The sequence below is a fragment of the Chryseobacterium sp. Leaf180 genome, assembly GCF_001424585.1.
GTDB lineage: Bacteria > Bacteroidota > Bacteroidia > Flavobacteriales > Weeksellaceae > Chryseobacterium.
The window spans coordinates 289,525-309,408 of the sequence record NZ_LMPJ01000001.1 but is presented as its reverse complement, the minus strand read 5'-3'; the positions used below and the strand labels follow the sequence as shown (position 1 = coordinate 309,408).

Here is a 19,884-nt window from a genome sequence, read left to right as displayed (position 1 = left end):
ATGGATGTTTTTTTCTTAATTAAATAATTTTTATCTTCCGAAACCTACACCGACATTAATTCCTCTCCTCGGGGTAGCCGGAGCCGTCTGATTTTGATTTACTATAACTGTAGTATTTACAGGTTTTGGCTCAATATGATAACGGGATTTAAATTCTGAAATCTTTTCAAAGTTAACTTCACAATTTTTTGGATTCAAAACTTCTTCGGTAATCAAATCTTTTATAATTCCTGCCCTGAAATTCATCGATGTAGAATTTAATCTGATCACATCTTCACTTCCAACAAACTGCAGTTTGAAATGCGCATCTGAACTGTCATCAGTAAGAGCATCCAAATAAAACATTTTTTTATCTTCCAAATTATAAAAAGTATTGCTCGAGCTAAGATTTTTGGAAGTAAACTTCATGCATTTAGTATCATCAACCATTACATAATCACCTTTAAGCTTTATTTTCTGACATGTAGCAGAAAAAGAGATCAAAACGATTAAAAGCAAATATATTTTATTCATCTAATTTGTCTTAAATCAGTTTAAATGAAAATCTTTCTTAATGTTATTCAGCTTCGATTTTACTGATGCATCGATCTGCTGATCACCTACTCTCAAGATATATCCGCCCAAAAGATCCGGGTTGATGTTTCTTTTCAAATCAAATTTTGAATTGTGATTAACAAGATTGGTAGACTTTAAAATCTGATCAATATTGCTGTCTGAAATCTCTGTCGCAGTTGTAAGCGTGATTCTCTGAATACCGTTGATATCTTCAACTTTCTTGATGAATTCCTGTGCAATGTTCTTCAAATGAGCTTCACGACCTTGCTTGATCACGAGTCTGATCAGATTTTGAGAAACCGGTGATAGACTTTTAAAAATCATCACGGCAACTTCTTCTTTCTTCTTGGCATCGATATACGGCGTCGCGAAGAATTTATTCAAATCCTGAGACTCAGACATCAGCTTTGCCACATCTTTCATTTCAGAAAACACAGCATTGGTTTGCCCGGATTCGTTTGTGAAATCCAGTAAACCCTGTGCGTATCTTTTAGCTACTTTGGAGGTAAGCATTCTTAGTTAAGATTTGATTTGTTTAAATAATTTTGAACCAGTTCGTTCTGAGCCTCAGAGTTATCAAGATTTTTCTGAAGGATAGATTCTGCGATATTTACAGAAAGCGCTCCGATCTGCGTTCTGATATCAGACATTGCCGCATTTTTTTCAGTTTGAATCGTCTGTTTAGCAGATTCAATCATTTTGTCGCCTTCCGCTTTTGCAGCATCTTTCGCTTCACCTACGATTCTGTCTTTAATCTCTCTTGCTTCTTTCAAGATTGCATCTCTTTCAATTTTGGCTTCGCGGATGATTCTTTCGTTATCAGATTTAAGGTCTTCCATTTCTTTTTTAGCCAGTTTTGCCTGATTCAAAGCGTCGACAATAGAAGCTTCTCTGTCATTCACTGCGTTTACAATTGGTTTCCAGGCAAATTTAGCAAGGATAAACAACAGGATCACAAAAGTAAGTGTCATCCAAAACAAAAGGCCAATTCCAGGTTCTATAATTCCCATATCTGTAATTCTTTTTTTTAAATGTAATATTATGGATAAGTTTTAAAAAAATCCTCAGCAGCAGCCAACCGCTTCACTGCTGAGAATAGTTCTCTTCTGAGGATAGATTACTTGATGAAAGCACCAAAGATAATCGCGATAAGACCAGCACCTTCAATAAGACCAGCAGCAATAAGCATTGCTCCCTGAATCTTACCAGCTTGCTCAGGTTGTCTAGCGATCGCATCCATAGCGTGACCACCGATTTTACCAATACCCATACCTACGCCAAGTACTGCCAAACCGATTCCTACGTAAATTAATCCTGCTCCAGTTGTGATGTCCATAATAATTAAATATTTAGTTAAAATAATTTTTTTGTTTGATTAGATAACAACCGTATCATGTCCTACGCTGTCGTCATCGTTGTGTGCATGATCGTGATCGTGATCAGCAACCGCAATTCCGATAAATAATGCAGAAAGTACGGTGAAAATATACGCCTGTAAAGCCGCTACCAAAAGCTCCAGTACTGAAACAAATAAAGCCAGTGGTACAGATGCAAAACCTAAAAAAGGTGATTTGAAAATAAAAATCAATGAGATAATTGCCAGGATCATAATGTGACCTGCTGTAACGTTTGCAAAAAGTCGCATCATCAACGCAAAAGGCTTGGTGAAGATTCCAATAATCTCAATCGGAACCATAATCGGATACAGCAAGATCGGAACCGGCGGCATGAAAATATGTTTCCAGTAATCTTTGTTTGCACTGAAAATGGTAATCAATAAAGTAATGATCGCTAAAACTGCTGTGATCGCGATGTTTCCTGTTAGGTTTGCTCCAAAAGGAAAGAATGGAACCAACCCGAAAAGGTTATTAATCCAGATAAAGAAAAATGCTGTTAATAAATACGGCATATATCTTTTATATTTTACTGATCCGATATTTGGGATCGCCACTTCGTCTCTGATGAAGACAATAACCGGCTCCATAAATTTCCCAACACCTTTTGGCAGCTGAGATTTTTTATAATTCCTTGCCATTCCCAGGAAAATCACCAACATAAAAACCACAGAGATTAACATTGAAGCGGCATTTTTTGTAATTGATAGATCAAAGAAAACCTGATCTGCTTTTTGTTTTCCTGCGATCATCGCGAAAAGCGTTGCTTTTTCTACACCTTTTGTAGAAACCAACTGTCCGTCGTGCAATGTGTAGCCGTCGTGCTCGTGACCGTGAGCGATATCTTTAGAAAGGAAAGTATGCCAGCCTGTATTATCTTTAATAATAATCGGCAACGGGATAGACGTGTGATGCTCTTCTCCATTTTCATCTTTGGTAGTCCACAAATGCCATTCGTTAGAATCGCCGATGTGCTCCATAATCATTTTGGTAGCGTTGAATTTTTTACCATCCTCCAACTTTTCTACCGCTTCTGCAGTTTTCACGCCTTCAGATTCGTGCTGAGCAAATGCCATAGCACTCGTAAACACAAATAAAAACGCGAAAAATAACGAAGAAAATTTTCTGTTCATATCTCTTTTTTAACCGTGTGCAAATATATTGATTTTATTAAATCCCACCAATATTAAAAATTGATATTTATCATCAAATAAATCATGATTTATTAATTCTTCGGATGACCGGAAAATAGATGGCCAAAGAAGAAATTATAAACAGTAAAACCAGCAGGAAAAAGTGAAGTTTTGTTTTTTCTAAAATTAATATGGATGCTACAATCCATACCAAATCTTTAAAAATATTCACGACGAGAAACTTCATCGCTGCCTCGGATTTGCCAAGCAAAAACCTTTTAAATATATAAAACGTCACCACATTGAGAATGGCTACACCTGCGATAATACTGAAAAACGCTGCTGCATTCATTATGCAAAAGTATATTAATATGCAGACAAAACAAAACTACCGCTATCTCGCGTTTCCTTATTACTAAAAAATCCTTATTTTTGCACATTATAATTTACAAATACTATGTTCAACAGTTTACAGGATAAATTAGACAAAGCACTTCACAATCTTTCCGGCAGAGGAAAGATCACCGAAATCAACGTGGCGGAAACCGTAAAAGAGATCCGCAGAGCATTGGTAGATGCCGATGTGAATTATAAAGTTGCAAAAGATCTTACAAAAAGAGTTCAGGACAAAGCTTTAGGTGAAAATGTTCTTACTTCACTTACTCCGGGACAATTGATGACTAAGATTGTTCACGACGAGTTGGTGGATTTGATGGGCGGTTCTCAGGAAGGCATTAATCTTTCAGGTAAACCTTCTGTGATTCTGATTGCCGGACTTCAGGGATCCGGTAAAACAACATTCTCCGGGAAACTTGCGAATTATCTTAAAACAAAAAAAACAAAAAAACCTTTATTAGTAGCCTGTGACGTTTACCGTCCGGCGGCTATTGATCAGCTTAAAGTTCTTGGCGGACAAATCGGTGTTCCAGTTTTTACAGAAGACGGTTCATTAGACCCTGTCAGCATTGCGCAGAAAGCTATTGAATTTGCAAAAGCTAATGGGCATGATGTGGTTATTGTGGATACAGCAGGTCGTTTGGCAATCGACGAACAGATGATGAACGAGATTAAAAACGTTCATGCGACCATCAAACCAAATGAAACTTTGTTCGTTGTAGATTCAATGACAGGTCAGGATGCTGTGAATACGGCGAAAGTATTTAATGATACTTTGAATTTTGACGGAGTTGTTTTAACTAAATTAGACGGTGATACCCGTGGTGGAGCTGCTTTAACTATTCGTTCGGTAGTTGAAAAGCCTATCAAATTTATCTCAACTGGAGAAAAAATGGAAGCTTTAGATCTTTTCTACCCGGAAAGGATGGCCGACAGAATTCTTGGAATGGGTGACGTTGTTTCCTTAGTAGAAAGAGCTCAGGAGCAATTTGATGAAGAGGAAGCAAAAAAACTTCACAAAAAAATTGCTAAAAACGAATTTGGTTTTGATGATTTCTTAAAGCAGATCAACCAGATCAAAAAAATGGGTAACATGAAAGACCTTATGGGTATGATCCCTGGCGTTGGAAAAGCCATTAAAGATGTTGAGATCAGTGATGATGCCTTTAAACATATTGAAGCGATTATTCATTCGATGACACCAGAAGAAAGGAGAACACCATCCATTATCAATACGCAGAGAAAAAACAGAATTGCGAAAGGTGCCGGAAGAAAAATTGAAGATGTAAATGCTCTGATGAAACAGTTTGACCAAATGGGAAAAATGATGAAAATGATGCAGGGACCTCAAGGAAAACAGATGATGCAGATGATGAGCAAAATGCCAAATATGCCGGGAATGGGCGGAATGTTTGGTAAATAATTTAGAAACCGATAAAATAAAATCCGACTCAAAATTTTGAGTCGGATTTTTTATATAAAATAATTTTAGCAAAAACTATTTATCTGATTTCTGGCTTTTTCCTTTGATGAAATAAGAAATACCTGCATTTACACCGAAAGTATTTACATTGGTTTTCACTTCAGTTCCGAAATATGTTTCTTTGTTAGCAAACTGATCGTAAGAAACGCCAAGATTAATTCCTAAAGAAGTTGTAGCCATGTATGTTACACCTCCTTTCACTTTCCATGCAAGACCGTCTGTTGTAAAAGATTGAGAAATATTGTTAAAAGTTTCTTTTGTAGTGATTGAAGCATAACCAATACCAGCACCCAAATAAGGAACAAGTTTACTGCTGTTAGCAAAATAATAAGTTGCAGTTGGCATTACAGAGAAATTTGAAAGAGTTGACTTATCACCTTCTTCTTTCGTCGTGATGCTTGTAAATCCTAAATCAATACCTACAGCTAATTTATCAATCACAAAATAACCTACAGAAGGCGTCACAGAAAAAGTACTGATCTTCGCACCTTCAAATGATTGACCCTCAGCTTTATATTTTGTCTGTACACTGTTAAAACCCAAACCGGTATTTCCACTGATTACCCAGTCACCTTTTGTCATTTGTGCATTTGAAAGTCCGAAAAGCGCAATTGCACCTGCTGCTAATAATTTTTTCATGAATAATAATTTTTTTTACTTTATCAGCGGCAAAAATAACACAGTGAAATCATTGCTGGAAATTTCTGTTGGTGATTAATATCAGCGGTAAACATTAGGATTTTATATATATACATCGCACTTCGCAGGAATGAAAAACTCCTATAATTATATCTTTAAAATTCGGATTAATCACAATTATTAGAGGTGAAAAGTCTATTTTTTTAAAATTTTTAAATAGATTAAGTCTTTATTTGATTAAAAGAAAAAAGTGACTCTTTCGAATCACTCTTAAATTTAAAAATGTAATATAAAGCTTTTTAATCTGGATTATTATTTACCTAAGAAAAAATTCACACCCAGATTCACAGCGCCAAAATTATTTCTGATTCTTTCTCTTCCAAAATCTCGTCTGCTTCCAATGTTCTGGATTCCCAAGAAAATCTCTGCTTTAGAAGCCTGATAGCCCACTTTTGGATAAGCATATAGACCGCTGTCCAATCCGTTACTTGTTGAGATCGCGCCACCCAAATCTAAACCTACAAACAATGGCACTGTAGCAAATTTGTATTTAGCAGAAGCCGCCACAGGAATAAATCCAAAATCATTAAAACGGTCTTTACCGATAAAATGTGAGTAACCTGTAGCCACACCAACATCAAGACCTTTTATGATATTCCACATGTAAGCTCCATCAATGCCTAATGTGAAAGATGAATAATCGCTGGCATCACCCAGCGGTGCACCGATATGTCCGCCAATTTTCAATCCCTGTTGTGCATTGGAAAAAACTCCAAATAATGTAAATGCACATGCAAAAAGTAAATTTCTCATAGTTTATTTTTTTTAAAAATTAGAATTGCCTTTAAGTAACAAATAAAATGCCATCAGAATTTCGCGTATAAAAAAAAGCAGGAAAAATTCCTGCTTTAATGTTTTTGAAAGTTCCAATTTCTAGTTTCCACCAAACTTAAATCCGATACCAACCTGTACAAAACTGTTCTTTACAGTTTCGTTGCTTGTTTTGCTAAGATTAGAAACCCCAAGATTGTATCTCGCGTCGAAGAAAAGTCCGTTTTCCAGAGTATACTCTGCTCCGATAAAAGGCGCAAGATTTAAAGAATTAATCTCATCTTTAATGTCTACTTTACCAGCCTGAGAACCGCTTACGTTTTGTCCGCTTCCGTCGGAAACACTTCCGGATACATCAAATTCACCTTCTGCAGTTGCAATGATTCCAACATTTAAACCCAATGCCAAAGCGAAGTTTTCAGTTGCAAAATATTTAGCACCTACGGGAATCTGTACTGTACCGAATGTATATTCAGTTTTTGCACTTGCAGTAACAACCGCACCGTTTATAACAGTAGTGAAAGTTTCATCCTGCTTACCACCAAGTTGAGAATAAAGTACTTCAGCCATGATCCCTACTTTATCGCTGAATTTATATTCAACAAAACCTCCTGCATAGAAAGATGATTTAGGATCTAAGTTCATTTTCATTCCATCAGTCTCTGCTTTAAGCATCGATAATGAATAACCTGCTTTAGGACCAAATCTAAATTCCTGAGCGTTTAAAGCTGAAAAACCAGACAATGCCAAGGCTCCAACCAATAATAATTTTTTCATAGTAAAAGTTTTTTTAACAAATTTTAAGACTCCAAAAATATCACTTTTTCTGGATTAACCAAATTATTTCTAAAAAAAACTTAAAATCTTTATGAATTTGTTTCCCGGGTGCGTTTATCTTCTTCGTTATAAGCGAGAATAATTTTTTTCACAACCGGATGTCTCACTACATCTTCTTCCGTTAGATACACAAAACCAATTTCGTTCACACCTTTCAAAATACGCATCGCTTCTTTCAAACCTGAATGCTGTTTTGGCGGAAGATCAATCTGTGTAGGATCGCCTGTGATAATGAATTTTGCATTCATTCCCATTCGGGTTAAAAACATTTTCATTTGCGCATGTGTTGTGTTTTGAGCTTCATCAAGAATTACAAAAGCGTCATCTAACGTTCGGCCACGCATAAAAGCCAAAGGCGCCACTTCAATCACTTTTTTCTCGATAAAACCTTCCAGCTTCTCATGCGGAATCATATCGCGCAGCGCATCATACAAAGGCTGCAGATAAGGATCGAGTTTTTCTTTAAGGTCTCCGGGTAAGAAACCAAGGCTCTCTCCTGCTTCTACTGCAGGTCTGGTCAGTACAATTCTCTTCACTTCTTTATCACGCAAAGCACGTGCAGCAAGAGCAACACTGGTGTACGTCTTTCCCGTTCCGGCTGGGCCAATGGCAAAAACCATATCTTTTTTCTCGCTTTCTTTCACCAGTTTTTTCAGATTGGTGGTTTTGGCTTTTATTATTTTTCCGTTAACGCCTTTTACGATGATATCCTGATCGAAAACAAGCTGCTTCTCGTTTTCGTCTTTTAAATTCAGAATATTTTCTACGTCTTTAAGACTGATAGCGTTATTTTTAGAAATAAAACTGGTAATATCTTCGAGTTTTGCTTTAAAAATATCGAGAGCTTCCTGATTTCCCATGGCAAAAATATAATGATCTCTACCTGTGATTTTTAATGTTGGAAAGCTGGATTTTATGAGATTGAAAAACTGATTATTTACGCCGTAAAAGCTTTTGGCATCGATGTGCCCAAGATCATATGTCAATTCGAACATGCAAAATAGTTTATTATTTAGATTTTAAATGTAGATGTTTTTTTTCAAATACATGTCAAATTCTTCACCAAAACTGTGAAGTCTCTTATTTTTATTTTAAATAAATTTGCAGCGATTCTCAACACAAATGCCAGTAATAACGCTCACCTCAGATTTTGGAAACCTAGACTACCGTGTCGCGGCGATGAAGGGTAAAGTAATTTCTCTCAACCCAGATCTGAACAGTGTAGATATCACCCACGATGTACAGGCATTTAATCTCATACAGGCATCATACATTGTGCGGAATGCTTACAGATATTTCCCGAAAGGCACGATTCACATTATTTCTGTCGATAGTTTTTTTCATAAATCAAGAAAAAATATATTGTATAAAGCTGACGGATCGTACTTTATCGCGGCTGATAACGGCATTTTAAGTCTGATTTTTTTTGATATTAAACCGGAAGCCATTTATGAAATCACGCTCAACAACCGTTTTGATGATGTTGTAGCATTTACTTCAACTGATGTTTTTGTGCCGGTTGCAGTACATTTGGCGAATGGCGGATTGCCGGAGGTAATCGGCAGAAAAATAGACACCGTAAAAGAACTTCTTTTTCCCAAGTCAGTTTTTAATGAAAATGAAAAAATGATTATAGGAGAAGTAATGTATATCGACAATTACGGCAATATTATTTCGAATATCAGCAGGGATTTTATAGAAAATTGTGGTAAAGGTTTCGAGAAGTTCACCATCAAATTCCGGAATTTAAGTCTATCTAAAATTTATTCAAGTCATACCGAAGTGGTAGAAAATTGGAGCCGCGAAACCGAATACCACGGCCAGTCTGCAGCCATTTTTAATGACAGCAATCTTCTCGAACTCACGATCTATAAAGGAAGTAAGACCAACGGTGCCAATACCCTTTTTGGGATGAATGTGGGCGAAAATATCTATGTTGAATTTCACTGATTATCTATTCCGTAAAAAAACCGTTTTTTTTTATATATTTGTCAAAATCTAATTTTCGACAATGGCAGAATATAAATTATTGCTTCCTTCGATGGGTGAAGGCGTGATGGAAGCTACAGTGATCACTTGGTTGTACAATGAAGGTGACAGCGTGAATGAAGACGACTCGGTAGTGGAAATCGCCACCGATAAAGTAGATTCTGATGTACCGACGCCGGTTTCAGGGAAAATTGTAAAAATCTTAAAGCAAAAAGACGAAGTTGCGAAAGTAGGTGAAGCGATTGCTATTCTGGAAGTTGCAGGCGAAGGAGAATCTGCTCCTGCCGAAGAAACCAAAACCGAAACTTCAGCGCCGGATGCGGAAACAGTTCAGACTCTTGAGCAACCTTTAAAAACGGAAAATACTCAACAGGAATTCTCTGGAGATCTTTATCTTTCGCCGCTTGTGAAATCTATTGCCCAGCAGGAAAACATCTCAGAATCTGAGTTGAAAACCATCAAAGGCAGCGGTATGGAAGGCCGAATTACGAAAGAAGATATTCTGGCTCATGTTTCAAACAGAGGATCTCATCCACAAGCTCAGGCGCAGCCACAAAAAGAAAGCCAGCCTGCTGCACCATCAACTTCTGCTTCAGTTTCTGCTCCGGCAACAACGGTTACTGCAGGAAAAGGCGAAGAAATAATCCCAATGGACCGAATGAGAAAAATCATTGCGGAAAATATGGTGAAAGCCAAGCAGACTGCTCCACACGTAACTTCTTTCATTGAAACTGATGTGACGAACGTAGTAAAATGGAGAAACAAGCACAAAGATATTTTCGAAAAGAGAGAAGGTGAAAAACTTACTTTCATGCCGATCTTCGTGAAAGCTGTTGTAAAAGCAATTCAGGATTATCCGATGATTAATGTTTCGCTTAGCGGAGATAACATTATCAAAAAGAAAAATATCAACATTGGTATGGCAACAGCTTTACCTGATGGAAATCTGATCGTACCGGTGATCAAAAATGCAGATCAGTTATCACTTTCAGGTTTGGCAAAAGCGATCAACGATTTGGCTTTCCGTGCAAGAAATAAAAAACTCAGACCTGAAGATACACAGGGCGCAACATACACGATTTCTAATGTTGGAAGTTTTGGAAACCTGATGGGAACACCAATTATTCCACAGCCTCAGGTTGCTATTCTGGCAATTGGAGCGATTGTGAAAAAACCTGCTGTTTTAGAAACGAAAGACGGCGATGTGATCGCGATCAGAAACCTGATGTTCATGTCTCACTCTTACGATCACAGAGTTGTAGACGGTTCTTTGGGCGGAATGATGCTTAAACATATCCACGATTATTTGCAAAATTGGGATTTGAATACTGAGATTTAAGATCAATAAGTTTTAATATCTAAAACCTCCGACATTTTTCGGAGGTTTTTATTTGATTTAAATTTAAGACAATATGTGTATATATATTGTATATTAGAATAATAATCAATACTTTTGCACCTCGAAATAATTAATAAATTCATTTACATTATGAACAATTACGAAACTGTTTTCATTTTAACTCCCGTTCTATCTGAATCTCAGGTGGAGGAAGCAGTGAACAAGTATGTAGATCTTTTGAAAGAAAAGAACTGTGAAATTGTCACTAGAGAAAATTGGGGATTAAAAAAACTAGCTTATCCGATTCAGTTGAAAAAGAACGGATTCTACACTTTAATCGAATGGCAAGGTGAAGGTACTGTGGTAGCTGATCTTGAATTGGCTTTCAAGCGTGACGAGAGAGTAATCCGTTACCTTACAACAAAACTAGACAAGCATGCGATCGATTACGCTGTGACTAGAAGAGCTAAACTAAAAGCTTCAAGAGCTTAATTCTAACCCAAATTTTAAAAAAGACAAGACATGGCAATAGATGATATGGCTAAACAAGCCTCAGCCGGCGGAGAATCTGAAGTAAAATTTCTTACTCCACTTGATATTAATACAAAAACTGATAAAAAATACTGTAGATTCAAAAAATACGGAATCAAGCATGTAGATTATAAGGATGCAGACTTCTTGCTACAGTTCGTGAACGAGCAGGGTAAAATTTTACCAAGAAGATATACTGGTACATCTTTGAAATATCAGAGAAAAGTTTCTGCGGCGATCAAAAGAGCAAGACACCTTGCAATGATGCCTTACGTAGCAGATTTATTGAAATAAAAAAATTGCAATTAGCCATTAGCTTTTGGCTTTTGGCTTTTTGTTGCTGAATACTTATTTAATTCTAACTTGATTTTAGATTTCAGATTTCAGACACAAGGCTTTTCAGTCTAATCTTATTTCTACCTTCTAAATATCTAAAAAAGGACAACAACAATGGAAATTATTCTAAAAAAAGACGTAGAAAATTTAGGTCTTGAATTTGACACAGTAAACGTAAAACCAGGCTATGCAAGAAACTTCTTGTTGCCACAGGGTTATGCGCTTCTTGCGACACCAAAAAACAAAGCATCTCTTGAAGCTACTTTAGAGTCAAGAAAAGAAGAAGAAGCTAAATTGGTAGCTGACGCTAACGGTAAAGTTGATCAGTTGAAGAAAACAAAAATCACTATTCCTGCAAAAGTAGGTTCTGGTGACAGACTTTTCGGATCTATCAACAATGCAGATCTTTCTGAAGCTTTATCTAAAGCAGGTGTACAGATCGACAAGAAATACATCAAAATTCCTGGTAATACAATCAAGAGAACTGGTACTGCATCAGCAATTATCAGACTTCACAGAAACGTAGAGCACAACTTCGATTTTGATATCGTAGACGAAGCTCCGCCAGCACCACCGGCGCCAAAAGCAGCTCCGAAAGCTAAAGTAGAAGATACTGAAACTGCTTCTGAAGAGCAGGCTTAATTTTTCCAGCTAAATAAAAAACCACTTCAATCTGAAGTGGTTTTTTGTTTTCTCGTGTTATTTTTTAAGACTTGCCGGTTCCCCATTTAGTCAGAAACTCACTCACGCGGTCTTTGCTATAGCCTTTACCTTCCTCTAAAATCTCGCTCGACTGAACGTGAAGAATCTCCCCTTTGCTGTCTAAAATAATGAAAACCGGATAACCAAATTTTTCACCGGGATTTCCGTATTTCGCGAAAACTTTTTCGTTCTTGTTTTCCGGAGAATAATTCAGGTGATAATATTCGTAATTTTTATCAACGATCGCTTTCAGTTTAGGATCATTCATCACGAAGTTATTAAAACGCAGACACCAGATACACCAGTTTCCACCCGCCTGAATCATAATGTTCTTATTCTCTTTCTTAGCCTTTGCCATCAGCATTTCCAGGTCTTTTTCAGCATTTGCTTTAGGATTATAAGGTTTGGCAAACTTTGCTTTCTCTTCAGCAGCGGCTTTTTTCTGTTCGTCAGTCGCTTTACTGTCTACTGCTACAGCAGTTGACTTTTGTGAATCTGTCTTGGCTACGGTATTCTCAGTTTTTTGAGCGCATGCTAATGTGCTCAAAACCGCAAATCCTATGATCGCCAGTTGTTGTGAAATCTTTTTCATTAGATAAATGTATAAAAAAATCTTTTATTCTTCATCAAAAATTAATACCTAATTTATTTATCACTAAATTTGTGCTTCATGAATTTTCTGATTAAAATACTTTATCTTATTTCGAGATTGCCGCTCAGCATACTCTATATTTTTTCAGATGTTCTATTTTTTCTGAATCATTATATTATAGGATACCGGAAGAAAATCATTACCCAGAATCTCCGCAATTCTTTCCCCGAAAAGTCCAATGCTGAAATCGATGCCATCCGGAAAAAGTTTTATCTAAATTTTTCTGATTATCTGGCAGAAACAGTAAAATCTTTCACGCTCTCTGAAAATGAAACGAAGTTCCGTTTTCAGCATATCAACCAAAAAGTCTTTCACGATGCAAAGTCTGAAGGCAAAAACATCATTCTTCTCGCGGGTCACGTTTTCAACTGGGAATGGATGAATGCGCTGGCGACAATTGTTCCGCAAAATCATACGCATCCCGTTTACCGTAAAGTGAACAGCAGCTTCTGGGAAAATCAGATGAAGAAAATCCGCAGTAAATTCGGTAATGAAGCGCTGGAAGCAAACGAAGTTATTTTAAATATTTTCAGAAATAAAAACAACGGTGATTCGATTTATCTATTTGTTGCAGATCAGACGCCGCACGTCGCGCATGTGAATTATGGTTTGGAATTTTTAAATCAGAAAACTCCGGCTTTTATCGGTTATGATAAACTGGCAACGCGGATGGATATGATTTTTATTTACTGTGAAATGAAAAAGGTGAAACGCGGATTTTATCAGATAAATTATCACAGAATCGTACCTGAAGGAGAAAAATTTATTGAAAATGAAGTCGTGAAAAAATTCCACAGATTACTGGAAAACACCATCAATAAACGTCCTGACAATTATCTTTGGTCGCATAGAAAATGGAAATATCAGGATTCCATAAAAAACTTTGATGCGCAGAAACTCTGATATGCAGGAAAAACTCGCGATCGCAATTCTCAACTGGAACGGTAAAAACTGGCTCGAAAAGTTTCTGCCAAATGTTCTGATGAAATCACAAGATCATTCTGTTTTTGTGATCGATAACGCATCGACTGATGGTTCTGTAGCTTTTTTAAATGAGAAGTTTCCCTCTGTAAAAGTTATTCTGAACGATAAAAACTATGGCTTTGCAGAAGGTTATAACGTCGGTTTAAAGACTATTCACGCAGAAATTTACTGTCTACTGAATTCTGATGTGGAAGTCACTGAAAACTGGACTGTACCGGTAATTGCACTACTCGACTCCGATAAAAATATTGCAGCGGTACAGCCTAAAATTCTATCTTACGAAAACAGAGATTATTTTGAATTTGCAGGAGCTGCCGGTGGTTTAATCGACAATCTTGGCTATCCTTTTTGCCGAGGCAGAATTTTCGATGATGTAGAAAAAGATGCAGGACAGTACAACGATGAAATTGAGATTTTCTGGGCTTCCGGGTGTTGTTTTTTTATCAAGTCAAATGATTTTTGGAATCAGAAAGGTTTTGATGAAAGATTTTTTGCGCATCAGGAAGAAATTGATCTTTGCTGGAGGTTGATCAACGTAGGAAAAAAGATTTTTTACACAGGAAAATCGACCGTCTATCACGTTGGTGGTGGTACTTTAAATAAACAAAATCCGAAAAAGACATTTCTCAACATCAGAAATAATCTCTCGATGATGGTTAAGAATCTACCATTCCCGATGATGATTTTCATTATATTTTTAAGAATGATTCTCGACGGTGCGGCAGCAGTTTTTTTCGGTTTCAAATACGGATTTCCACACTTTTTAGCGGTGATCAGTGCACATTTTTCTTTTTATTCGCAAATTCCGGAATCGGTAAGAAGAAGACAGAAGCATCAGATCAGTGATTATTATGCTGATAGATGGCTGGTTTTTAAACAGTTTTTAAATAAAAAATAATCTGAGATTTGTATGGATTTTTGTGCAATCGACTTTGAAACGGCTACACACGAACGTAATTCTGCATGTGAATTGGGAATCTGTGTCGTAGAAAATTCGCAAGTCATAAAAACAAAAACCTGGTTGATTAAACCACCAAGTTTCCCCTATTTCAATCCACGAAACATTGATGTTCACGGTATTTTGCCTCAGGACGTGAAAGATGCGCCCACATTTGACGACATATGGTACGAAGCTGAAGAAATGATGTACGGCTCGCTAATGATGGCGCATAACGCTAGTTTTGATGCGGGAGTTTTGAGAAGCTGTCTTGATTATTACGGACTTTTCACACCCAAACTAAATTATCTGTGCAGTATTCAGCTGGCCAAAAAATCCTGGAATTATCTGCCAAGATACGGCTTAAAGCATCTCGCAGAATATCATCAGATCAAATTTAATCATCACCTTGCTGGCGACGATGCAGAAGTTTGTGCAAAGATCTCTTTATTAGCTTTTGAAAGATTATTAATCACAGAGAATGATGAAATTTCTTTAAATTTTGCCTCTAAACTTAAAAAACTATAAAAATCAGTTACTTAGAACTTGAGATAAAAGATTAAATTTTGGAATATCTATTTCAAACGAATTTTTATCTTCTTCGTTTTCAACCAGATATTTACCGCTCATACTTCCTACGCCAGATCGCAACATCACATTAGAAAAATAAGCAAAGTTTTCGCCAGGTAAAATTTCCGGTGTAAGACCGATTATACCATCGCCCACCACTTCTGTAAATCCGAATCCAACATCAAAAATCAGCCACTTTCTCTTTAAAATTTTAATAGGAAAAATGCTGTTGTTTTCGATCAGAATATTATACTTGAATACATGACGGTTTTCAGCAGGAAAGCTGTTTTTTACGTCGTACTCAGGTTCTACGGAAACTTTGATATTTTCAGTGATTTTCGAAAACATGTCGTTGATTTTTAGATTTAATACAAAAATCTCGCCTTTTGAAAGGCGAGATTATATAATATGAAATATTTGTCAGAATCTTAAAGCTCCAATCCTCTTTTTTCATCACCGCCCATCAGGAATTCAACGGGATTGTCGATTCCTTCTTTTACAGCAACCAGAAACCCTACAGACTCTTTTCCGTCTATAATTCTATGGTCGTAAGACATCGCTACATACATCATAGGTCTGATAACAACCTGTCCGTCAACGGCAACCGGCCTCTGGATGATATTGTGCATTCCTAAAATTGCAGACTGTGGGGGATTGATAATCGGCGTAGAGAGCATCGATCCGAAAGTTCCGCCGTTGGTAATGGTGAAAGTTCCGCCAGTCATTTCGTCTACCGTAATTTTTCCGTCTCTTACTTTTGTAGCCAAATCTTTAATATTGGCTTCAATACTTCTGAAAGACATATTTTCAGCATTTCTTAAAACCGGAACCATCAATCCTTTTGGTCCTGAAACCGCAACTGAAATATCGCAGAAATCATAATTAACTTTGAAATCTCCGTCGATAGAAGCGTTCACATCAGGATACATCTGCAATGCTCTGGTCACCGCTTTTGTAAAGAACGACATGAAACCTAGTCCAACCCCGTGTTTCTGTGCAAATTCGTCTTTATACTGTTTTCTCAATCTGAAAATTTCAGACATATCAACTTCATTGAAAGTTGTAAGCATCGCCGTTTCGTTTTTAACAGAAACCAAACGCTGTGCAATTTTTCTTCTTAAAACAGAAAGTTTTGTAGTCGTTGTAGATCTTGAACCTGTTGCAGATAAAGAGCTTCCGCCCATTGCAGGCTTAGCTGCTAATTCAGCATCAGATTTAGAGATTCTGCCGTCTCTGCCAGAACCTAAAATCTGTGAAGCTTCGATCCCTTTTTCATCAAGAATTTTCTTGGCTGCTGGAGAAGGAGCGCCAGTCGCGTAAGATGTTGCAGCTGGTTTTGGAGCTTCCTCTTTTTTAGGCTCCTCTTTTTTCGGGTCTTCTGCTTTCGGAGTTTCCTCTTTTTTCTCTGCAGGTGCAGCAGCTTCGCCACCCGAAGGTTTTGCAGCATCTCTGTCAATTAAACAAACAACCTGGCCCACCTGCACCACGTCGCCTTCTTCAGCTTTTAAAGTGATCACACCGCTTTCTTCAGCTGGCAGTTCGAGCGTCGCTTTGTCTGAATCTACTTCAGCAATTGGCTGATCTTTTTCTACGTAATCACCATCTTTTACAAGCCAAGTTGCAATTTCAACTTCTGTAATTGATTCGCCCGGCGAAGGAACTTTCATTTCTAAAATTGACATATGAGTATTTTTTATTTTTTATTGGAAATTAATTTTATTAGGCTGTAACAGGTCTTTTTGACGGAGCATCATCTCTGTCAAAAACTCTGTTGATTACTAAGTTTTGGTTTTTCTCAAACATTTTGTGACTTCCCGGAGCCGGAGCACCACTCGCCACTGGAGAAATTACCTGAATTCCTGTCTCTCTGAAGTTTCTTAAAATATAAGACCATGCACCCATATTTTCCGGCTCTTCCTGAGCCCAGATAATCGATTTTACATTGCCGTATTTAGAGAAAATATTTTCTATCGCATCCTTCTGCAAAGGATAAAGCTGCTCGAAACGCACCAGAGCCACGTTATCGCAGTTCAGTTCTTCTTTCTTGGCCAAAAGCTCGAAATATAATTTACCTGAACACATCACCAACTTCTCAATTTTTGAAGCTTCAGCATTCGGATCATCTAAAATCGGCTGGAAAGTTCCTGTTGAAAAATCTTCCAAAGGAGAAATGACTTTAGGACTTCTTAAAAGAGATTTCGGACTCATCACGATCAATGGTTTTCTGAAATTCCACTTAAGCTGTCTTCTCAGTAAATGGAAATAGTTGGCAGGTGACGTAATGTTTGCCACAACCATATTTTCATTGGCACAAAGCGTTAAAAATCGCTCCAATCTTGCCGACGAGTGCTCTGCTCCCTGACCTTCAGAACCATGTGGTAAAAGCATTACCAAACCATCCTGAATTTTCCATTTCTCTTCTGCAGCTGCCAGGTATTGGTCAACAATAATCTGTGCGCCGTTTACGAAATCACCAAACTGCGCCTCCCAAATTGTCAGAGTATTCGGTGAAGCCATTGCGTAGCCATAATCGAAACCTAAAACACCATACTCAGAAAGATGCGAATTATACACATCAAATCTACTTTCTGAAACATGTCTTAAAGGAATATATTCTTCTTCTGTATCTTCGGTTTTTACAACTGCATGTCTGTGCGAAAAAGTTCCACGCTCAACATCTTCACCAGAAATTCTTACGTTGTAACCTTCATTTAAAAGTGTCGCATACGCAAGCCATTCGCCCAAAGCCCAGTCGAGAGCATTTGCATTAATCGCTTTCACACGGTTTTCAAACAACCTTGTTATTTTATTAAGGAACTTTTTATCAGATGGCAAAGTAGACATTTCCACCGCCAGCTTTTTCAGTTTTTCAAGGTCAAATTTTGTATCAACAGAATCCTGAACGGCACCTCTTTTTGCCAACGGATAATCGGTCCAGTCATCAGACATAAACAGATCCATCGCATTTTTTTCAATCTCTTTTGAAGCATCAAAATCTTTATCAAGAAGCGATTTAAATTCCGTTTCCATTTTCTTCAAAACATCATCAGAAATTACGCCCTCTGTGATCAATTTATCTTTGTAAATCTCTCTCGGATTTGGATGTTTTGAAATGGCTTTATATAAATTAGGCTGCGTAAATCTCGGTTCATCACCTTCGTTGTGACCGTATTTTCTGTAACCTAAAAGGTCGATATAAACATCTTTTCCAAATTTCGCACGGTAATCTGCCGCGAAATGAATCGCATGAACAACCGCTTCAACATCATCTGCATTCACATGCATAACCGGACTTTCAGTCACTTTAGCAATGTCTGTACAGTAGGTTGATGATCTTGCATCAGCATAATTTGTGGTGAAAGAAACTTGATTGTTTACAACTATATGTACCGTTCCACCAGTTTTATATCCTTCAAGATTCATCATCTGGGCGACTTCATAGGCAATTCCCTGACCTGCAATCGCGCCGTCTCCATGAATAATAATCGGTAAAACTTTCGAGAACTCACCTTTGTATTTGTCATCCACTTTCGCACGGCAAATCCCGACAACCAAAGCGGCAACTGTTTCCAAGTGTGATGGATTTGGCGTTAAATTGATCGAAACTTCTTCACCTGAGGCAGTCTGCACTTTTTTAGAAGAACCTAAATGATATTTTACGTCACCCGAAAATACGTCTTCTTCAAATTCTTTCCCTTCAAACTCTGAGAAAATCTGCTTGTAAGATTTCCCGAAAATATTTGATAAAACATTCAGTCGGCCACGGTGAGCCATTCCCAAAACCACTTCGTCAACGCCAAGCTGAGAAGATTTTGAGATCAATTGATCCAACGCAGGAATTAAAGTTTCACCACCTTCCAATGAGAATCTTTTCTGACCAACAAATTTCGTGTGAAGATAATTTTCGAAAGCAACAGCTTGATTTAATTTAAGTAAAATCTCTGTCTTTTCTTCCGTTTTAAGAATCGCATGGTTTTCATTAACCTGAATCCACTGTTTGATAAATTCTCTCTCCTTGATATTTGTGATATACATATACTCAACCCCAATAGAATCGCAGTAAATGTTTTCTAAATGGGTGATTAAATCTTTCAGCGTAGCCGGACCCTTCATCCCTGTTTCTGCTGCGCTGTTGAAAGTCGTATTCAGATCTTCTTTTGAAAGACCGAAATTTTCGATATCTAGCGACGGCTCATAATGTCTTCTCTGACGAACCGGATTTGTTTTTGTGAATAAGTGACCGCGTGTTCTGTACGCCTCGATCAGATTTACCACTTTAAATTCTTTTTTGATGTGCTCCGGAACTTCACCTCCGGCCACTGCCTGCGAGATTTGCTGTACCGCCGGCGCAGTGTTTCCAGACGCTTTTACCATCTGAATATCCTCATCGTCGCCATAATTCTCTAAGGCAAAATCAAAACCCTGGAAAAATGCTTTCCAAGAAGGCTCCAGTGAATCCGGATATTTTAAATATTGTTGGTATAAATCCTCAATTAACTGAGAATGGGCTGCGTTTAGGAATGAAAATCTGTCCATTATTACAGTTTATCTTTTATTTAATATTATTATTCGAATG

At 37.4% G+C, this 19,884-nt stretch carries 23 protein-coding genes; 9 read left to right on the top strand and 14 right to left on the bottom strand.

Annotated features, from left to right (window positions below; translation table 11 throughout):
* Window positions 1-30 precede the first annotated feature (30 nt).
* The 6 genes from ASG01_RS01325 to ASG01_RS01300 all read right to left on the bottom strand — a co-directional run bounded on the left by ASG01_RS01325 (window position 31) and on the right by ASG01_RS01300 (window position 3,434).
* Window positions 31-513: a hypothetical protein gene (locus tag ASG01_RS01325; protein ID WP_055858802.1), complete on the bottom strand. Its 483-nt coding sequence runs from the start codon at window positions 511-513 to the stop codon at window positions 31-33.
* A 15-nt stretch (window positions 514-528) separates the two neighbouring features.
* Complete coding sequence (gene atpH, locus ASG01_RS01320) at window positions 529-1,068, bottom strand: ATP synthase F1 subunit delta (RefSeq protein WP_055858800.1); 540 nt, start codon at window positions 1,066-1,068, stop codon at window positions 529-531.
* A gap of 2 nt (window positions 1,069-1,070) precedes the next feature.
* Window positions 1,071-1,565: a F0F1 ATP synthase subunit B gene (locus ASG01_RS01315; RefSeq protein WP_055858798.1), complete on the bottom strand. Its 495-nt coding sequence runs from the start codon at window positions 1,563-1,565 to the stop codon at window positions 1,071-1,073.
* Between the two features lie 107 nt (window positions 1,566-1,672).
* A complete protein-coding gene (locus ASG01_RS01310; RefSeq protein WP_055858794.1) occupies window positions 1,673-1,891 on the bottom strand; it encodes an ATP synthase F0 subunit C in 219 nt (72 codons plus the stop codon).
* 39 nt (window positions 1,892-1,930) lie between these two features.
* Complete coding sequence (gene atpB, locus ASG01_RS01305) at window positions 1,931-3,082, bottom strand: F0F1 ATP synthase subunit A (protein WP_055858791.1); 1,152 nt, start codon at window positions 3,080-3,082, stop codon at window positions 1,931-1,933.
* 82 nt (window positions 3,083-3,164) lie between these two features.
* Window positions 3,165-3,434: a hypothetical protein gene (locus ASG01_RS01300; RefSeq protein WP_055858788.1), complete on the bottom strand. Its 270-nt coding sequence runs from the start codon at window positions 3,432-3,434 to the stop codon at window positions 3,165-3,167.
* A 105-nt stretch (window positions 3,435-3,539) separates the two neighbouring features.
* Here ASG01_RS01300 and ffh point away from each other — a divergent pair, with 105 nt between their 5' ends.
* Window positions 3,540-4,901: a signal recognition particle protein gene (gene ffh / locus ASG01_RS01295; RefSeq protein WP_055858785.1), complete on the top strand. Its 1,362-nt coding sequence runs from the start codon at window positions 3,540-3,542 to the stop codon at window positions 4,899-4,901.
* 75 nt (window positions 4,902-4,976) lie between these two features.
* Here ffh and ASG01_RS01290 read toward each other — a convergent pair whose 3' ends face one another.
* The 4 genes from ASG01_RS01290 to ASG01_RS01275 all read right to left on the bottom strand — a co-directional run bounded on the left by ASG01_RS01290 (window position 4,977) and on the right by ASG01_RS01275 (window position 8,263).
* Window positions 4,977-5,600: an outer membrane protein gene (locus ASG01_RS01290; protein WP_055858782.1), complete on the bottom strand. Its 624-nt coding sequence runs from the start codon at window positions 5,598-5,600 to the stop codon at window positions 4,977-4,979.
* A 312-nt stretch (window positions 5,601-5,912) separates the two neighbouring features.
* Complete coding sequence (locus ASG01_RS01285; RefSeq protein ID WP_055858779.1) at window positions 5,913-6,413, bottom strand: hypothetical protein; 501 nt, start codon at window positions 6,411-6,413, stop codon at window positions 5,913-5,915.
* A 120-nt stretch (window positions 6,414-6,533) separates the two neighbouring features.
* Window positions 6,534-7,208 (bottom strand): porin family protein, encoded by a 675-nt coding sequence (locus ASG01_RS01280; RefSeq protein WP_055858776.1) that lies wholly within the window; start codon window positions 7,206-7,208, stop codon window positions 6,534-6,536.
* 89 nt (window positions 7,209-7,297) lie between these two features.
* Window positions 7,298-8,263 carry a PhoH family protein gene (locus tag ASG01_RS01275; RefSeq protein WP_055858771.1) on the bottom strand — a complete coding sequence of 322 codons (966 nt, stop codon included), beginning with the start codon at window positions 8,261-8,263 and terminating at the stop codon, window positions 7,298-7,300.
* Window positions 8,264-8,390: 127 nt separating this feature from the next.
* Between ASG01_RS01275 and ASG01_RS01270 the strand changes: the two genes are divergently transcribed.
* The 5 genes from ASG01_RS01270 (at window position 8,391) to rplI (ending at window position 12,105) form a co-directional block, all read left to right on the top strand.
* Window positions 8,391-9,218: an S-adenosyl-l-methionine hydroxide adenosyltransferase family protein gene (locus tag ASG01_RS01270; RefSeq protein ID WP_055858768.1), complete on the top strand. Its 828-nt coding sequence runs from the start codon at window positions 8,391-8,393 to the stop codon at window positions 9,216-9,218.
* 61 nt (window positions 9,219-9,279) lie between these two features.
* Window positions 9,280-10,596 (top strand): dihydrolipoamide acetyltransferase family protein, encoded by a 1,317-nt coding sequence (locus ASG01_RS01265; RefSeq protein WP_055858765.1) that lies wholly within the window; start codon window positions 9,280-9,282, stop codon window positions 10,594-10,596.
* A 150-nt stretch (window positions 10,597-10,746) separates the two neighbouring features.
* Window positions 10,747-11,088: a 30S ribosomal protein S6 gene (gene rpsF, locus ASG01_RS01260; protein WP_055858762.1), complete on the top strand. Its 342-nt coding sequence runs from the start codon at window positions 10,747-10,749 to the stop codon at window positions 11,086-11,088.
* Between the two features lie 30 nt (window positions 11,089-11,118).
* The gene (rpsR, locus tag ASG01_RS01255) at window positions 11,119-11,421 is read left to right on the top strand and encodes a 30S ribosomal protein S18 (protein ID WP_055858759.1); all 303 of its coding nucleotides are present in this window, start codon (window positions 11,119-11,121) and stop codon (window positions 11,419-11,421) included.
* A gap of 156 nt (window positions 11,422-11,577) precedes the next feature.
* Entirely contained in the window at window positions 11,578-12,105 is a 528-nt protein-coding gene (rplI, locus tag ASG01_RS01250; RefSeq protein ID WP_055858756.1) for a 50S ribosomal protein L9, read from the top strand.
* Window positions 12,106-12,169: 64 nt separating this feature from the next.
* Here rplI and ASG01_RS01245 read toward each other — a convergent pair whose 3' ends face one another.
* On the bottom strand, window positions 12,170-12,757 hold the full coding sequence (locus ASG01_RS01245) for a thioredoxin family protein (RefSeq protein WP_055858754.1): 588 nt from the start codon (window positions 12,755-12,757) through the stop codon (window positions 12,170-12,172).
* Between the two features lie 78 nt (window positions 12,758-12,835).
* Between ASG01_RS01245 and ASG01_RS01240 the strand changes: the two genes are divergently transcribed.
* The 3 genes from ASG01_RS01240 to ASG01_RS01230 are packed head-to-tail and all read left to right on the top strand — an operon-like array spanning window position 12,836 to window position 15,266.
* Window positions 12,836-13,720: a lysophospholipid acyltransferase family protein gene (locus ASG01_RS01240; protein WP_055858751.1), complete on the top strand. Its 885-nt coding sequence runs from the start codon at window positions 12,836-12,838 to the stop codon at window positions 13,718-13,720.
* Entirely contained in the window at window positions 13,704-14,699 is a 996-nt protein-coding gene (locus tag ASG01_RS01235) for a glycosyltransferase family 2 protein (protein ID WP_238584492.1), read from the top strand. Before ASG01_RS01240 ends, ASG01_RS01235 begins: the two co-directional genes overlap by 17 nt.
* Before the next feature lie 12 nt (window positions 14,700-14,711).
* On the top strand, window positions 14,712-15,266 hold the full coding sequence (locus ASG01_RS01230) for a 3'-5' exonuclease (RefSeq protein ID WP_055858745.1): 555 nt from the start codon (window positions 14,712-14,714) through the stop codon (window positions 15,264-15,266).
* Between the two features lie 3 nt (window positions 15,267-15,269).
* On the opposite strand, the gene apaG is transcribed toward ASG01_RS01230, so the two are convergent.
* The 3 genes from apaG to ASG01_RS01215 all read right to left on the bottom strand — a co-directional run bounded on the left by apaG (window position 15,270) and on the right by ASG01_RS01215 (window position 19,844).
* On the bottom strand, window positions 15,270-15,656 hold the full coding sequence (apaG, locus tag ASG01_RS01225; RefSeq protein ID WP_055858742.1) for a Co2+/Mg2+ efflux protein ApaG: 387 nt from the start codon (window positions 15,654-15,656) through the stop codon (window positions 15,270-15,272).
* Between the two features lie 80 nt (window positions 15,657-15,736).
* Window positions 15,737-16,990 carry a 2-oxoglutarate dehydrogenase complex dihydrolipoyllysine-residue succinyltransferase gene (odhB, locus tag ASG01_RS01220; protein ID WP_055858737.1) on the bottom strand — a complete coding sequence of 418 codons (1,254 nt, stop codon included), beginning with the start codon at window positions 16,988-16,990 and terminating at the stop codon, window positions 15,737-15,739.
* A 37-nt stretch (window positions 16,991-17,027) separates the two neighbouring features.
* Window positions 17,028-19,844 carry a 2-oxoglutarate dehydrogenase E1 component gene (locus ASG01_RS01215; protein ID WP_055858734.1) on the bottom strand — a complete coding sequence of 939 codons (2,817 nt, stop codon included), beginning with the start codon at window positions 19,842-19,844 and terminating at the stop codon, window positions 17,028-17,030.
* Window positions 19,845-19,884: the final 40 nt, after the last annotated feature.

Bases quoted from the DNA above. Each gene is read 5' to 3' on its own strand.
- ASG01_RS01240 (WP_055858751.1), top strand. From the start codon at position 12,836: ATGAATTTTCTGATTAAAATACTTTATCTTATTTCGAGATTGCCGCTC.
- atpH (WP_055858800.1), bottom strand. From the start codon at position 1,068: ATGCTTACCTCCAAAGTAGCTAAAAGATACGCACAGGGTTTACTGGAT.
- ASG01_RS01315 (WP_055858798.1), bottom strand. From the start codon at position 1,565: ATGGGAATTATAGAACCTGGAATTGGCCTTTTGTTTTGGATGACACTT.
- atpB (WP_055858791.1), bottom strand. From the start codon at position 3,082: ATGAACAGAAAATTTTCTTCGTTATTTTTCGCGTTTTTATTTGTGTTT.
- ASG01_RS01310 (WP_055858794.1), bottom strand. From the start codon at position 1,891: ATGGACATCACAACTGGAGCAGGATTAATTTACGTAGGAATCGGTTTG.
- ASG01_RS01215 (WP_055858734.1), bottom strand. From the start codon at position 19,844: ATGGACAGATTTTCATTCCTAAACGCAGCCCATTCTCAGTTAATTGAG.
- ASG01_RS01265 (WP_055858765.1), top strand. From the start codon at position 9,280: ATGGCAGAATATAAATTATTGCTTCCTTCGATGGGTGAAGGCGTGATG.
- ASG01_RS01285 (WP_055858779.1), bottom strand. From the start codon at position 6,413: ATGAGAAATTTACTTTTTGCATGTGCATTTACATTATTTGGAGTTTTT.
- ASG01_RS01280 (WP_055858776.1), bottom strand. From the start codon at position 7,208: ATGAAAAAATTATTATTGGTTGGAGCCTTGGCATTGTCTGGTTTTTCA.
- ASG01_RS01235 (WP_238584492.1), top strand. From the start codon at position 13,704: ATGCGCAGAAACTCTGATATGCAGGAAAAACTCGCGATCGCAATTCTC.
- ASG01_RS01300 (WP_055858788.1), bottom strand. From the start codon at position 3,434: ATGAATGCAGCAGCGTTTTTCAGTATTATCGCAGGTGTAGCCATTCTC.
- ffh (WP_055858785.1), top strand. From the start codon at position 3,540: ATGTTCAACAGTTTACAGGATAAATTAGACAAAGCACTTCACAATCTT.
- rpsF (WP_055858762.1), top strand. From the start codon at position 10,747: ATGAACAATTACGAAACTGTTTTCATTTTAACTCCCGTTCTATCTGAA.
- ASG01_RS01275 (WP_055858771.1), bottom strand. From the start codon at position 8,263: ATGTTCGAATTGACATATGATCTTGGGCACATCGATGCCAAAAGCTTT.
- odhB (WP_055858737.1), bottom strand. From the start codon at position 16,990: ATGTCAATTTTAGAAATGAAAGTTCCTTCGCCGGGCGAATCAATTACA.
- ASG01_RS01230 (WP_055858745.1), top strand. From the start codon at position 14,712: ATGGATTTTTGTGCAATCGACTTTGAAACGGCTACACACGAACGTAAT.
- ASG01_RS01245 (WP_055858754.1), bottom strand. From the start codon at position 12,757: ATGAAAAAGATTTCACAACAACTGGCGATCATAGGATTTGCGGTTTTG.
- apaG (WP_055858742.1), bottom strand. From the start codon at position 15,656: ATGTTTTCGAAAATCACTGAAAATATCAAAGTTTCCGTAGAACCTGAG.
- ASG01_RS01270 (WP_055858768.1), top strand. From the start codon at position 8,391: ATGCCAGTAATAACGCTCACCTCAGATTTTGGAAACCTAGACTACCGT.
- ASG01_RS01290 (WP_055858782.1), bottom strand. From the start codon at position 5,600: ATGAAAAAATTATTAGCAGCAGGTGCAATTGCGCTTTTCGGACTTTCA.
- ASG01_RS01325 (WP_055858802.1), bottom strand. From the start codon at position 513: ATGAATAAAATATATTTGCTTTTAATCGTTTTGATCTCTTTTTCTGCT.
- rpsR (WP_055858759.1), top strand. From the start codon at position 11,119: ATGGCAATAGATGATATGGCTAAACAAGCCTCAGCCGGCGGAGAATCT.
- rplI (WP_055858756.1), top strand. From the start codon at position 11,578: ATGGAAATTATTCTAAAAAAAGACGTAGAAAATTTAGGTCTTGAATTT.